The sequence below is a fragment of the Pseudomonas sp. GM25 genome, assembly GCF_000282255.1.
GTDB classification, from domain to species: domain Bacteria; phylum Pseudomonadota; class Gammaproteobacteria; order Pseudomonadales; family Pseudomonadaceae; genus Aquipseudomonas; species Aquipseudomonas aphyarum.
This window is the reverse complement of the sequence record NZ_AKJQ01000051.1, coordinates 76,056-89,313: the sequence shown is the minus strand read 5'-3', so window position 1 is coordinate 89,313 and position 13,258 is coordinate 76,056. Positions and strand designations below refer to the sequence as shown.

General features: G+C 60.7%; 12 protein-coding genes. 4 read left to right on the top strand and 8 right to left on the bottom strand.

The features are described from left to right. Positions 1-341 precede the first annotated feature (341 nt). On the top strand, positions 342-878 hold the full coding sequence (locus tag PMI24_RS21365; protein WP_007957569.1) for a hypothetical protein: 537 nt from the start codon (positions 342-344) through the stop codon (positions 876-878). A 39-nt stretch (positions 879-917) separates the two neighbouring features. Here the strand turns inward: PMI24_RS21365 and PMI24_RS21360 are convergent, their stop codons facing one another. The 6 genes from PMI24_RS21360 to PMI24_RS29370 form a co-directional block, all read right to left on the bottom strand. Further along, positions 918-1,862 carry a GNAT family N-acetyltransferase gene (locus tag PMI24_RS21360; RefSeq protein ID WP_007957566.1) on the bottom strand — a complete coding sequence of 315 codons (945 nt, stop codon included), beginning with the start codon at positions 1,860-1,862 and terminating at the stop codon, positions 918-920. Continuing rightward, a complete protein-coding gene (locus tag PMI24_RS21355; RefSeq protein WP_007957561.1) occupies positions 1,862-3,151 on the bottom strand; it encodes a phenylacetate--CoA ligase family protein in 1,290 nt (429 codons plus the stop codon). The genes PMI24_RS21360 and PMI24_RS21355 overlap by 1 nt, the downstream gene beginning before the upstream one ends. Next, a complete protein-coding gene (locus PMI24_RS21350) occupies positions 3,135-5,585 on the bottom strand; it encodes an aldehyde dehydrogenase family protein (protein WP_007957559.1) in 2,451 nt (816 codons plus the stop codon). The genes PMI24_RS21355 and PMI24_RS21350 overlap by 17 nt, the downstream gene beginning before the upstream one ends. 1 nt (position 5,586) lies before the next feature. Beyond that, positions 5,587-6,717, bottom strand: a complete 1,131-nt coding sequence (locus PMI24_RS21345; RefSeq protein ID WP_007957558.1) for a LuxE/PaaK family acyltransferase — start codon at positions 6,715-6,717, stop codon at positions 5,587-5,589. A 15-nt stretch (positions 6,718-6,732) separates the two neighbouring features. Then, on the bottom strand, positions 6,733-7,980 hold the full coding sequence (locus PMI24_RS21340) for an MdfA family multidrug efflux MFS transporter (protein ID WP_007957556.1): 1,248 nt from the start codon (positions 7,978-7,980) through the stop codon (positions 6,733-6,735). Positions 7,981-8,241: 261 nt separating this feature from the next. After that, entirely contained in the window at positions 8,242-8,379 is a 138-nt protein-coding gene (locus PMI24_RS29370; RefSeq protein ID WP_007957554.1) for a hypothetical protein, read from the bottom strand. Between the two features lie 157 nt (positions 8,380-8,536). Here PMI24_RS29370 and PMI24_RS21335 point away from each other — a divergent pair, with 157 nt between their 5' ends. After that, positions 8,537-8,725, top strand: a complete 189-nt coding sequence (locus PMI24_RS21335; RefSeq protein ID WP_007957552.1) for a hypothetical protein — start codon at positions 8,537-8,539, stop codon at positions 8,723-8,725. A gap of 18 nt (positions 8,726-8,743) precedes the next feature. On the opposite strand, the gene PMI24_RS21330 is transcribed toward PMI24_RS21335, so the two are convergent. Then, positions 8,744-9,121 (bottom strand): fe2+ zn2+ uptake regulation protein, encoded by a 378-nt coding sequence (locus tag PMI24_RS21330; protein WP_045121840.1) that lies wholly within the window; start codon positions 9,119-9,121, stop codon positions 8,744-8,746. 294 nt (positions 9,122-9,415) lie between these two features. On the opposite strand from PMI24_RS21330, the gene pvdQ reads away from it, so the two are divergent. Continuing rightward, positions 9,416-11,752, top strand: coding sequence for a bifunctional acylase PvdQ (gene pvdQ, locus PMI24_RS21325; protein WP_007957548.1), 2,337 nt, complete (start codon positions 9,416-9,418; stop codon positions 11,750-11,752). A gap of 62 nt (positions 11,753-11,814) precedes the next feature. On the opposite strand, the gene PMI24_RS21320 is transcribed toward pvdQ, so the two are convergent. Continuing rightward, a complete protein-coding gene (locus tag PMI24_RS21320; protein WP_007957546.1) occupies positions 11,815-12,816 on the bottom strand; it encodes a FecR family protein in 1,002 nt (333 codons plus the stop codon). 154 nt (positions 12,817-12,970) lie between these two features. On the opposite strand from PMI24_RS21320, the gene PMI24_RS21315 reads away from it, so the two are divergent. Further along, positions 12,971-13,240: a PepSY domain-containing protein gene (locus PMI24_RS21315; protein WP_007957544.1), complete on the top strand. Its 270-nt coding sequence runs from the start codon at positions 12,971-12,973 to the stop codon at positions 13,238-13,240. The last annotated feature ends 18 nt before the right edge of the window (positions 13,241-13,258 follow it).

Genomic DNA, 13,258 nt, shown 5'->3' with positions numbered 1-13,258 from the left:
GAAAAACAGCGCGGGTTTCCTAACGTATCGTCGGGTACTCGTGAAGCTTTAGGTACTTTCGTCCTAAAAGAGCCGATCCCGACCAAAGGAAGGTATCTTGCCTGATACATGGGAACTAACTGTCCCGAACATTAGAGCAATAAACCCACTTTCATCACCTTGTCATGAACGCTCTAGTCCAGTATTTCCGGGGCTTCTGTCTGTTTGTATCGTGAATGTACAAAAATTGTAAAAAAGTGCACAAAGGAGTTGGTGCCATTAGTTTGCCGGCCGATACTCCGGGCAACTCAAAAGTCGTTCAACAAGGAATTTTTCATGTTTTCCTCGCAAGGAGCTTGCTCATGACTATCGGATATACCGGTGCCTGGCAACCCAAGGCGGGTTTGCTGGTTCGAGACACAGGAAGCTCGAGCAAACCGGTTTCTCAAAGCGTGAAGGTCAAGCAGATGCTGGCCAAGGTCGGCAACGATCCCAACGCAATCAGCATCGCGGAGATGGACAAGCAGGGGCTGCACAAGAACATCAAGGGCTTCGATCCCACCAATGTTTCGGCCAAGCAACTGGGCAGCCTGAGTGCAATGCTGCGTGGCCGCGGCCTGATTTCCGAGATCACGTCCATGACCCTGCTCAACGCCGGCGACAAGTTTGATCGCTTCGGCGTACAGAAAGATCCTGACGCCAAGTTCAATGCGCTGGAGTATTTCGCGACGCAGCTGGATACCATCCAGAACAACAATCTCAAGGGCAACAAGTACGCGAATACGTTGATCCCCGAGTACAAGAAAGCCATTTATGTACTGCAGAACCTGCAGACTTATGGTCAGGGCGGGGAGCGCAAGCCACCGCCTACCGATCAAGGCGTAAAAGCCAAGGCATGACAGACAGGGCCCACCCCGACAACGGGGCGGGCCCTTTCTTTATGGACGGTTGGCGTGAACCTGAAGCCCTATCAGCGGTGCTATCTGCCGCTGCATATCGTCATGCAGTCGCTGCATTTGCGGGCAATGCAATATCAGCGATTTGGGCTGGAACCCCCGATGAAACAACGCCAGCCATCCAGCGCCTCGTTCATCGGGCGCCAGTCCGCTGAACACGAAACCCATCGCCGATAACCGGCGCCAGGCATTGTCGAAACCCTGCGCCAGCCTGAGCCTGATCGAAATCAGCCAATGGTCGGGCAGTTGTTGCAGCTGCTTGAGCAAACTGTCGTCCACTTCGTTGAATACCCCGTCGTATCGCCCCCAGCGCTGTTCCAGCTGCGCCGGTGCGCCGACCCAGGGCGACACGTTCACCCGCGTTCCGAACATGTCGCACATCTGCTGCATGAATTCACGGCATTCATTCGGCCAGGTCAAGGCCGGCAACGGGCGCTGATAACCATCGCCCGGGGCGTAACCCAGCACGAGCGATTCCGTCACCGCGCCGCCAAAGGGCGACGGTGCGTGATCGGGCAACACGCCGGTGTTGTGAAAACCAAGGCCGGCGGCCATTTTCTGGGTGTAGGGGTGATGGGTCATTTGCTTGATCGTGACCCCCTGATAACCCAGCGCCTGCGCATGGATCAGCAAATGCCGGCCCATTTGCGTGGCGACGTTTTGCCCACGGATCTGCGGATCTACCACGCTCAGGGCCAGTTCGGCGAGGGATGATCCTTTGTCGAGAATCAACGCGGAGTGCCCCGCCACCTGACCGTTCGCCACCGCTACCAACGAGTGCCAGCGGCGGTCGGCATGGTTCTGGCTGATCATGCGGGGCAGATAAACATGCGGCTGAGCGTAATGGTCGCCATAGATCTTTCTGAACAGGTGGCTGACGGCCGGGGCGTCACTGGTGCGGTAGCCTCGCAGGGTGATCGCGTCCATCAGCAGGTCCCCTGGCCAGAGCCGTTGTAGACGCGCCGATCGAGCACACGTTGACGCTTGCCGGAGCGTGGATGGCGTGCCAGTTCCTGAACCTTGCAGCAGCGAATCTGCAATGCCAGCAGGTGATCGGCGCTTAGTTGCCTGATCAACGGATAGTCTTCGATCAAGGCACTGTGCAGCGTCTGGTCGGCTACAGCGTTTGCCGGTGTCAGGGCGTCCGGCGCCCAGTGCAGGCGCAGGATATCCATGGCGTCATCCTGCTCGATGACCAGTTGCCAATCGTCGCTGCCGGTGATGCGCAGCACGGTCTCGCCAATCGATTGCGGCAGCAGAGTCAGAATGCCCACGCGCACCCTCTGGCTGTCGGCACAGCGGCCCATCAGCGCGAACTTGCGCCCCGACGTGCCTGGCGGCTCTCGCCAGCACGCACGGTCGCCGACCGGGTAGCGGATCAACGGCATCAACCGGCGCGTGAGGTTGGTCATGACCAGGCGCCCGACCCGACCGCATTCTTCGATCACTTCACCGGTCTGTTCGTCGAGAATTTCCAGCACACCGTGGCCTTCGGGAGCCCGGTGTTCGCCAAGAGCGCAGTCACGATGGCTGGCACCGATGAATCCGGCGTCCACGCTGGCGTAGCCGATCGAGGCCACGCGGGCATTGGGGAACACCCGCTCAAGCCGTTGCAACTGTGCGTCAAACAGGCTTTCGCCGGCGTAGAGCAGGGCGGTGACACCCTCGAGGGCCCGGCCATTCTGCTCGAGCCACGCGGCAAAGCTCAGCAGATGGGCCGGTATACCCGCGAGCACATTGATCCGGTGCCGGTCGATCGCATCGGCGAGGAGGTTCGAGTCGATATGGCCGGTGAAGGGAAACTCGACGATCTCGGTTTCAACCTGCGCCAGCGCATCGTGGGTAAAGATGAAACTGGCATACAGGTCACCCGCAAAGAACAGGTTGGCCACCCGGTCCCCGGCGCTCAGCTGCGCGTCGAGACTGCGACCGAAGTCCGTCACCAGCGTCTGCCATTCCTCGCGCCGGAACAGTGAAAACTTGCCGGCGCTGGTGGTGCCTCCGGTCTTGAAAACCAGTGCGTCATTCAGCGGCGCCGTCAGGACAGGCCACTGGTCAAGGTCATGACTGCCTTTCCAGTATTCCACCGGGTCGATCACCGGCAGTTGTTCCAGTGATGAGATGTGCGGGGGAATATCGGCGAAGTGGCTTGCATAAAAGCTGGAGTGCCGTCGTGCCAACGTCACCAGTTCTTGCAGTTCAAATCGTGTGTTCATGTTCGGCTCCTTGCCTGCCTGCGCAGGGGCCAATGCCCCGATTGTCGATCAGCAGCGGCGTCTTGCCGCTGTGTTTGGTGCGGGTGAACCGATCGCTGGCGCAAACCTCTACCTCAACGGTCAGCAGTCCGGTGTGGATGAGCGTCGCCAGGGTCGGATAGGTCAGCAGGCGACGCTGTACATCATCGGCTTGCCGTGGGCTGCGAAAGCGCATGCGCTCCAGGCCATCCGGGGCATGTTCGAGGATCAGCTGGAACTCGGTCTGCAGATGCTCTGCCAGTTGCGACAGGCAAATGAAGTCGGTACCGATGCGCATCAATCTGCCGTGACGTTGCAGCAGTTCGAAGCGCGGCGTGGGCAGCCCGCAGTCACACGCACCGGGGAGCCAGCGACCGCTGTCGCCGATGTCGTATCGCTGAACGTCCTGCCCTTCACGTTCGATGGAGGTGAACACCAGACGCCCGGTTTCACCGTCGTTGACCGGTCGATCGGCCTCGAATTCGACGATCTCCAGATGCTGGATATCGCTCATGAGATGAAACACGCCATCGCCAGTGGCCGGGCAAGCATGGCCGAGCGGCCCGGCGTCGACACTGCCGTAAATGGCCGAGCGAATCAGCCTGACGCCGCAGCTACGCATCAGCGCAAGGCTTTGTTCACCGGGGTGTTCGCCGCCGAGGAAGACTTTTTCGATCCCGCCATATTCGCGTAGCCGTTCCTGCTCATTGAGGAACAGACGGTGCAGGGTGCTGGGCATGCCGACCAACACGGTGACGCGTTGGTCGATGATTATCTGCGCGATCTCGCGGTAATCGTCATCGGCCGGCGCCCCCATCGGCAGGTGCGTGGCCCCCAGCAGCTCCAGCACTTTGGAAAAACTGAAGAAACCGCCATACAGCCCGCCGCTGAAGAACAGGTTCATCACCCGGTCGCGGCTCGGGTCGAGTCCCGCCGCGAACAAGCCGTCGGCACTGGCGCGCATCTGTCGATCGAAATCGCGGTAGCTGTAACCGGCCAACGCCGGGGTGCCGCTGCTGCCGCCGGAGCGGAAATACAACCGCGCCGCCGGATGGATCGGGAGGGTGACAAAGGCGTCCTTGCTCATGATCGGCAGATTGGCCACGCAGGCTGGCGTCGGCAGCGGATCGAGCGTGGCACGGGTCGCAAGCTCTGTAGCCGGCAGACTGACCGATACCCGACGGCTCAATCTCTGCAAGGCATACACACCGTCGTGGGGTTCGCCCTCATAGCCCTCGTGAATCGCCTGCACCGGAGTGACCCGTGTGACACCTGCAGCGATCAGCGTTTGAGCCAGTTCGGCCATTTCTTGTTCGGCACACATTAGTCCGGCGCTTTGCAACACGTTTCGCCAGGGCAACAGCGCCTCGGCGATCCGTGCTCGCGGCATCGGTTTGAGCAGCAGGCTGCGAAACAGCGGCGAGGGACCGAGTTGCTGGTCGTGGGTCCAGATCACCCGCCAGTCCGGCGCCTGCCACACATGACCGCTGGCCCCGCCAAAGCTCTGGGCCAGCCGCGCCATCGCCGTTCGGGTGGTGATTTCCGAGGCCTCCTGAATCGAAGGCGGCAGGACTGGCCATTGCCGGGATCGACGCTCGAACGCCTCGGCCAGTCCCTCGCCGATTGAGCGCAAAGTGTTTTCATCGTCACTGTCCACCAGCAGCCATTGCGGGCTGGAGCAGGCCTGCTGATCAAGGCGGCAGACTTCATCGGCCACGCTGTCCAGGGCTTCTGGCGTGACCGCTGCCGGTGTCAGGTAGATGAAGCTGATGCGGTGACCCCAGTCGATCCAGCGACATCCGGGCGCCAGTTGCTGGCGGATGGCTTGCAGCGCCGACTCACCGCCCCACGCCGAAACGCCGTTGGCCTGTTGGCACAACTGACCGATCTGGGCCGTGCTGGCCGGAACGACGGCGACATGCCCGGCGATCTGGCCGGTCACATCACACTGCGCCAGTCCATGAAGCAATTGCGCCGTCAGGCCCTGATCGCTGCTGCTGGGGCGCAACCAATTGACATTGCCGGCCAGCAGGCCTTCGATCGCCGCACAGAAAGCCAGCAGCGGTGCATTGCCGGGGGTGATGTGAACCACCAGGCCCAGCGGGCTCCAGCGTTCAAAGCGTGACTGGCAATAGTCGAGGCGACGCAGGCTGCCCGGCTGCTCGCCGAGTTCGCGCTCAAGCTTGCGCCGCAGGGCAGCGGGTTGGCAGAACTCGATCAGTGACTGGCGTTGTTCGGGATCGATCGGCAATGCCATGTGCGGGTCTTGCAGACGCTTGGCAAAAGTGGCTGCTGCGCCCAGCACAGTCGCCGTGTCGAGCGCCCTGGCCAATCGTTGTGGCAAATTCGGATAAAGCTGTTCCAGCGCGAGTTCCAGGGTGCAGTCGTCGTGAAGCTGTCCGTTGATCAGGTACATATCAGTGCTTCCCCAGCAGTTCAGAGGCGGCCATGGCGCAGCTACGGCCAGCGGTGGTGGCCGCGCGGCCATGCAGTTCGAACCAGTCGGTGGACAGACCACAGCCACAGCTGGCGCCGGGATGCAGGGTGGCGAGATCACTCATGACCACCGCGTGCGCGGGGCTCGAAGAAATGTACGGCGAGACAAAACTCAGCAAGCCCTGACGGCCGTAAGGCTGAACCGTAAAGTCAGCGGGATGGCGCACGAAAACCTTCGAATAGACCGGTACATGGAAACGGTGGTGAGCACATTCGAGGTAAGGCACCGCATGCTCGACCGCGCCGTAGCCGTCACGGCAACGGGACATCTCGATGCCCAATTGGCGGTGGATGCGCTCGTACAGTTGCTGGCGGGTAATCTCTTGTGCCGCGTGGGTTTTCCAGCCGCCGCCAAACAGCGTCAACGAGCCTTGCGCCAGTTGCAGGTCTGCCACCCCGGTGGCCTCCATGCGTTGCAGGGTCTGCCAGAGAAAGGCCGGGAAGCCGAAGATCCGTACCGGCAAGCCTTCTTCGGCGAAGGACTGCAAGGCTGCGATCACGCCAAAGCTGTCGAACTCATGACCATCTCCTGTGCGGCGCAGTGCGTAGGCCACGCGATTGACGGGCGCGAAGTCGCACAGAAACTGATCGGTGAATGACGTTCCCAGGCTGATGCTGCCCTCGGGTTCATAGCTCAGCAGCAGGTAGTTGCACGGCGTGTGCGGGGTGTCCCAGTCATAGTGCTGGAAGATCCGCTCGACCATGTTCTGGGCCGCGCCCAGGCTGCGCTCGTCGTAACGCATGCGGCTTTTTTCGCCGCTGGTGCCGGAGGAAGTGAGTTCCAGTGCGTCCGCTGCGGTGGAACTAAGCAACGCCTGGCGCTTGAAATAACTGGCGAAAATCGGCGGTAGCCGCGACCAGTCATCAAGGTGATCCAGGGCACGCACGATCAGGCCATTGGCGTTCAGCCAGTGTTCGTAGCCCGGAGTGTGCTGGCAGTGGAACCGGCTCATTTCGGCCATGGCCTGGTTAAACAGCCCGTCCGGCACGGAATCCGGGCAATAGGGTTGCGTCAACGCACAGAGTGCGTCGCTGTAGGGGAAGTGGTTCATCAGGCGTCCTTGTCGTTATGTTGAAGAAGCGGTGTCTGCCGGGACGTGTGGCAGAAACCGGTACAGCAGGGGCAGGCTGAGCAGGCCGCCCAGCGCCGCCCAAATAGCGAAGGATTCAAGACGGGTGCCGCCGCCGATCGCTGCGATCAACGAACCACCGACACCCATCACGGCAATCGAAATCATGCCGATCGCGGCAGACACCAGACCTTTGCTGTCATCGCTGGAAAACAGTGCCAGTCGGTACAAAGCGGCGTTGCTCATTCCCAGCCCCACGGCATACAGCGCAAGGCCGGTCATCAGTCCCGCAAGCGAAAGGCTGGTCACCGCGGTGGCGATCAAGGTCAGCAAACCCAGGCAGTACGGCCAGAGCGCCAGGCGAATCAATTGCGGCAGATCCCGCGACGCCAGCAGTCGGTCGAGGATCAGATTGCCGACGATGACCGCCGAAAACACCGGAATCTGCCACAGCGCATATTCGCGCGTGGTCAGGCCCAGCAACTGGACGAGCAGCAGCGGCGCCAGTCCGATCCAGGCAATCAGTGGCAGGCTCATCAGACCCAGGGCCAGGCAGGTGCCGACAAACCGGTGATTGCGCAGCAATGCAAGGTAGCGGCTACCGATCTGGCGAAACGAGAAAGGGATCGGCGCTTGTCGACCTCCATCGTGGCGGACAACGCCGATCGTCTCCGGCATGCAGGCATACAGTCCGATCCAGGTCAGTGTCGCGATCAGACCCAGACCGAGGAACAGCTCGCGCCAGCTCAGCCATTCCAGCAGCAGACTGCCAAGCAGCGGGCCGAGCAGGGGCGAAAGCAGCGCGACATTGCCCAGTAGCGCCATCAGGCGCACCGCATCGGCCTCGCAGAAGACTTCCTGAAGCGCGGGGTAACTGACCGCCACGACAAACCCCAGGCCCATGCCTTGCAACAGGCGCAAGGCGTTGAACACTTCGATGCCGGGCGTGGCGACAGCCGCCGCGCAGGTCGCGCCGAACAATGCGCAACCGGCCAGCAACAGCGGGCGTCGGCCAAACCGGTCGGACAGCGGCCCGATCAACCATTGCAGGCAGACACCGCCGATCAGATAAAGATTGAACGCGTTGGGGATGTGAGCGGCATCGGCTTCGAGATCCCGGGTGACGGTCAGCATGGCCGGCATGACCATGTCGCTGGCCATGTAGGTCAGCCATTCGAACAGCGTGATGGCGAGACAGAAGCCGAGCGCCTGGAGTGGCGGGAGGGGGATGAGAGTTCTTTGCATGCGCTTTCACGGTCGTCGAGAGGGAGCGCAAAGGGTAGGGATGAGCAGGGATTGTTCCTACGCCATTGGTGTGACGGTCTATGACGCGGTTATGCGTGATGTTGCAGAGGGAGACTTTCTTACTTGCACAGGTGAAACGCCCTACGGCATTGATGGCCGAGCCATAAAAAATGCCCACATTCCTGTGGGCATTTTTCCTGACGCTTAAATCCGTTGTTGCATTTGAACGGACGGACGCTGGCATCCTTTCCGTGAGATGGCTTAACGATGGTAGTAGTAACCCGGGCCAGGCCCATAGTGGCGATGATCGCCATGCCAGCCGCCGTGGGGAAAGATGATGCAGCCGCTCAGGGTGAGCAGTGCAAGGACAGGAATCAGCCAGGTGATTCGACGCAGCATTTCAAGGATCCTCATGGTTAACGCCGTTTGAAGCCAAAGCTCTTCATCGGCTGTAACATGAGACCCCGTTTACCGCGGCGCATCCCCGTCAAACGGTATGCGCATGGCATCAACGCCGATACAAACCCGATACATTCCAACGGTTCAGGAACCTGTAATGACCCATAAGCAACGCTTGATATATTCGATTCTGATCGCCGTCGCCGTACTGCTGATCATGCTCGGCCTGTCCTGGCTGCAAAACGCTGGCAAGCTCAGCGAGCAAACGTTCCAGTACATCGCCATCGGTGTGGCGGTAGTGGTCGTGGTGATCAACGGCGTGATGCGCCGCAAGGTCAAGCCCTGACGGCATCCGCCGGGTGCTTCAATCGTTGTTGAGCACCGCGGCAGCCTGGGGGTGGAGGCTGTAGCTCTTGTCGTCGTTGAACGTGATCACGCCTTCGGCACACAGACGCTTCAACACTTCACGAACGCTGAGGAAGGACAACGGAATGTCCAGATCCAGCAGTTGGCTATGCACGCCACGCACACCCAGACGACGGTCGTCCTCGGCGGCGACCAGCAGGGTGTCGATGACTTTGAGGCGAATCAGGCTGGTGCGCAGGCCGAAGCTTTTAAGCAGCAAACGGATGCGCTCATTGCCGTGACGCTCGATCCGTTGCCCGAATACGTCGACGTGCGAACCCATGGGCGCTCCTTGTGGGGTCTGGCTACCTTCCGATGGTAGGGGTGGGTTGTACATGCGATTACTCCTTTCAGAGCCTGATCAGGAAAGGTTTTTTGTGCTCTCTCTAAACAAGACGTTTCAGCTCGACAAATCATGAAGCGAAAAATGTAGAAAATTTGTCGCCGTTTTGTCTTTTCCCCGTGATTACGGTGCGAGAGGGCTGTATGACCGACTAAATTTTTTTTCCGCGGCTTCGTTTTCTGGACAGGCTCATTGCGCGTGACGCATGGGTGATTTCAGAGCGAGCCGGGCCCGACGTGTTCACGGTGGCGGGCGGTTCGCTCTACGGCATTTCGATCAGGAGCGAGCGTGACTATTTCCAGGCAATTCACCGGACTGACCCTTGCCGGCCTGTTTCTCGGGCTGAGTCTGTCGGCGCAGGCGTTCAGCCCGTCCGTTCAGACCGGCGCGGATATCCGTCGCACAGGCTTTGGCGTACCGCACATCCGTGCGGAGAACGAACGCGGTCTCGGATTCGGCATCGGTTATGCCTATGCGCAGGACAACCTGTGCCTGCTGGCCAACGAGATCGTGACGGTCAACGGCGAGCGGTCGCGGTACTTCGGGCCGGAGCAACTGACAGTCGAAGAGCGCGAGAACCGCGTCAGCGACGTGTTCTTCCAGTGGCTCAACACGCCGCAGGCAGTGAACGATTTCTGGCAGGCCCAGCCGGTCGAAGTGCGTGATCTGGTGGAAGGTTATGCCGCCGGCTACAACCGTTACCTGGCCGAGCGCCGTCAGCAGGGCTTGCCGCAACAGTGCCAGGGTGAATGGGTGCGCGATATCGCCGCCGAAGACCTGGTAAAGCTGACCCGTCGCCTGCTGGTCGAGGGCGGGGTCGGTCAGTTCGCCGAAGCGCTGGCGGGTGCTACTCCGCCGCAGGCCACTGCGCAGATTGAAAACGATGCGCGGGCTTACCAACTGGCGGACACGCGCCAGCAGCGCTTCGCCCTGGACCGTGGCAGCAACGCGGTAGCGGTGGGCAGCGAGCGTTCGTTCAATGGCCGTGGGATGCTGCTGGCCAACCCGCATTTTCCGTGGGTCGGCGGCATGCGCTTCTATCAGATGCACCTGACCATTCCGGGCAAACTCGATGTGATGGGCGCGGCGCTGCCGGGCTTGCCGATGATCAACATCGGCTTCAACCAACACCTGGCCTGGACCCACACCGTCGACTCGTCCAAGCATTTCACCCTGTATCGCCTGCAACTCGATCCGAAGGATCCGACCCGTTACCTGCTCGACGGCCAGTCCTTGCCGATGAGCAAGCAGACGGTCACGGTGCAGGTCAAACAGGCGGACGGTCAGGTCGTACCGGTCCAGCGGGATGTCTACAGTTCGCAGTTCGGCCCGATCGTGCAGTGGCCCGGCAAGCTCGACTGGAACAATCAGTACGCCTATAGCCTGCGCGATGCCAACCTCGACAACGACCGGGTGCTGAAGCAGTGGTACGCCATGAACCGTGCCGGCAATCTCAAGGATCTGCAGGATTCGGTGCACACCATTCAGGGCATCCCGTGGGTCAACACTCTGGCGGTAGATGACAAGGGCCAGACGCTGTACATGAACCTGTCGGTGGTGCCGAACGTCAGCGCCGACAAACTGGCCAAGTGCAGCGACCCGCGCGCCGGTCTGAAAATGATCGTGCTCGACGGTTCCAACAGCGCCTGTGCGTGGGACATCGATCCGCAAGCCGCGCAAAAGGGCATTTACGCTTCGAGTCAGTTGCCACAGTTGTTGCGCAAGGACTTCGTCCAGCACTCCAACGACTCGGCGTGGCTGGCCAACCCGGCGCAACCGCTGACCGGCTTCTCGCCGCTGATCAGTCAGGACGGCCAGCCGTTGGGCCTGCGCTCGCGCTTTGCGCTGGATCGTCTGGCGACCCTGAGCAAAAAAGGCCCGGTATCGGTGCAGGACCTGCAACACATGGTGATGGACGATCAGGTGTTCCTGGCAACGCAGGTGGTGCCGGATCTGTTGAAGTTCTGTGCTTCCCAGCCTGATGCCGCGCTCAAATCAGTGTGCAGCAGCCTGAAGGCGTGGGACGGCCGGGCGAATCTGGAATCGGGCGTTGGGTTAGTGCATTTCCAGACCATCATGCAAGCGATGCAGGAATCGCCGCAGGCCTGGCGCGTGGCGTTTGATCCGAAGGATGCGCAACACACACCGCGCGGGCTGGCCATTGAAAAGCCGGAAGTGGCCAAGGCATTGCGCGAGGCCATGCTGGCGTCGGCCGAGTCCGCCACCAAAATGGGCCTGACCGAGAAAACCCGTTGGGGCGATGTGCAGGTGGTCAGCAGTGGCGGCCAGCAAACGCCGATCCACGGTGGCCCGGGGACGCTGGGCATTTACAACGCGATCCAGAGCGTGCCCCGTGAAGACGGCAAGCTGGAGGTGGTCAGCGGCACCAGTTACCTGCAAGTCGTGACGTTCGACGACAAGGGGCCGCATGCCCAGGGTTTGCTGGCGTTCTCGTTGTCCAGCGATCCGGCGTCGAAGTATTCCCGCGACCAGACCGAGGCGTTCTCGAAGAAACAGTGGAGCGTGTTGCCGTTCACCGAACAGCAGATCAAGGCCGATCCGCAGTATCAGGTGCAGACCGTGCGCGATGATCTGGAAAAGGCGGGGAAAGTGGCGGCGCAGTAATCAACGGTAAACATCGCTGACAAGTGCCAAAGCAGAAGGCCGCTCCCTCACGGGAACGGCCTTCAGTTTTTTACCGGTTGCTGCGGCATCGGATTGATGACCGGGTTGCCGTCCTTGTTGCGGGTCAGGAACACCGGCAGGACTTTGGGCAGGGAACTGGCGAAGCTGTTCAGTTCCTTGATGTTGTAGATCCCGCCGACCCGGATCGAGCCAGTCGAGTTGTCGGCGAGCATCAGCGGTTTGTCCAGGTAACGGTTGATCTGCGGCAACGCTTCGTTCAGCGACAGGTTGTCGAGCACCAGTTTGCCGCTGCGCCAGGCCAGCGAGTTGTCGTTGGCGTAGGTCTGGCTGATTTGCGGCATGTCGTCGCCGTGTTTGTAGCGCGCCTGCATCGAGGGCCCCAGACGCAAGCCGTCACCGGCCAGTCGGGAATTGCTGGTGACCAGCACGGAACCCTCGATCAGGTTGACCTTCACCTGATCTTCATACATCCAGACGTTGAAGCGGGTGCCGGTGACGCGAATCCTGCCTTCGGCGGCCCTGACAATGAACGGGTGGCTCAGGTCGTGGCTGACTTCAAAGAACGCCTCGCCTTTTTTCAGGGTGACGCGGCGTTCGTCCTTGAAGTTGCTGTAGGTCAGCTCGGTGTTGAGGTTCAGCTCGACCTGACTGCCGTCACCCAGGGTGACATGGCGGACATTATCGGTGGCCGCGAAATGCTGATAGCTGTTGGGCAGCCAGCCGAGGTTCCAGCCGGTCCAGGCCGCCAGTGGCAAAGCCAGTGCGCAGACAGACGCCGCAACGGCGTACTGGCGCCATGAGCTGACGGGTTGGCGAATCGGCACAACCGGTGCTGGTTCCGGGCGCGGCAAGTGTTCAGCCACGTCCCAGATTTCCAGCATCGCCTCATACTCGAACGCGTGAAGCGGGTGTGCATCGCGCCATTGTTCGAACGCCAGCCGCTCTTCGGCGGTGCAGTCGACGGCGTGCAGACGCATGCACCAATGCGCGGCGGCATCGGTGATCGCATCGTATTCGGCTTCCGAGAGGGTGTTCTGGGTCATTGACTCATCCTGATTTCCCGCATTCTAACCTTGGGGGGGAGGTGTCGAGAACAACCGTCATGGCATTTACCCATCAAACGTGGAACTTTTTTTCCCTCAGGCGCCCCAAAAAACAGGACGTCCCGCGAACATTAATCATAAATGGAGTGAAAAAATGATCAAAAGAACCTTGGCCGCTTTCGTCGCAACCGCCAGCCTCCTGAGTGCCGGTGCGGCGCTGGCCGACCGCCCGGGCGCTGGATGGATCACCATCGAAAAGGCCATCGAAATCGTCAAGACCAAGGCCGGTTATGTCGAGGTCTACGAGATCGAGGCCGACAACAACGGCTATTGGAAAGGGGAAGGGCGCAAGGCTGATGGCGTGGTGTACGAATTCCGTATCGACGGCGCATCGGGCAATGTCCTTCGTGACCAGAAGGACTGAGTTCAACGCAGTTGAACG

Coding starts and splice junctions, on each gene's coding strand:
- PMI24_RS21315 (WP_007957544.1), top strand. CDS start 12,971: ATGATCAAAAGAACCTTGGCCGCTTTCGTCGCAACCGCCAGCCTCCTG.
- PMI24_RS21340 (WP_007957556.1), bottom strand. CDS start 7,980: ATGCAAAGAACTCTCATCCCCCTCCCGCCACTCCAGGCGCTCGGCTTC.
- PMI24_RS21360 (WP_007957566.1), bottom strand. CDS start 1,862: ATGGACGCGATCACCCTGCGAGGCTACCGCACCAGTGACGCCCCGGCC.
- PMI24_RS21330 (WP_045121840.1), bottom strand. CDS start 9,121: ATGTACAACCCACCCCTACCATCGGAAGGTAGCCAGACCCCACAAGGA.
- PMI24_RS29370 (WP_007957554.1), bottom strand. CDS start 8,379: ATGCTGCGTCGAATCACCTGGCTGATTCCTGTCCTTGCACTGCTCACC.
- PMI24_RS21350 (WP_007957559.1), bottom strand. CDS start 5,585: ATGTACCTGATCAACGGACAGCTTCACGACGACTGCACCCTGGAACTC.
- PMI24_RS21320 (WP_007957546.1), bottom strand. CDS start 12,816: ATGACCCAGAACACCCTCTCGGAAGCCGAATACGATGCGATCACCGAT.
- PMI24_RS21345 (WP_007957558.1), bottom strand. CDS start 6,717: ATGAACCACTTCCCCTACAGCGACGCACTCTGTGCGTTGACGCAACCC.
- PMI24_RS21355 (WP_007957561.1), bottom strand. CDS start 3,151: ATGAACACACGATTTGAACTGCAAGAACTGGTGACGTTGGCACGACGG.
- PMI24_RS21335 (WP_007957552.1), top strand. CDS start 8,537: ATGACCCATAAGCAACGCTTGATATATTCGATTCTGATCGCCGTCGCC.
- PMI24_RS21365 (WP_007957569.1), top strand. CDS start 342: ATGACTATCGGATATACCGGTGCCTGGCAACCCAAGGCGGGTTTGCTG.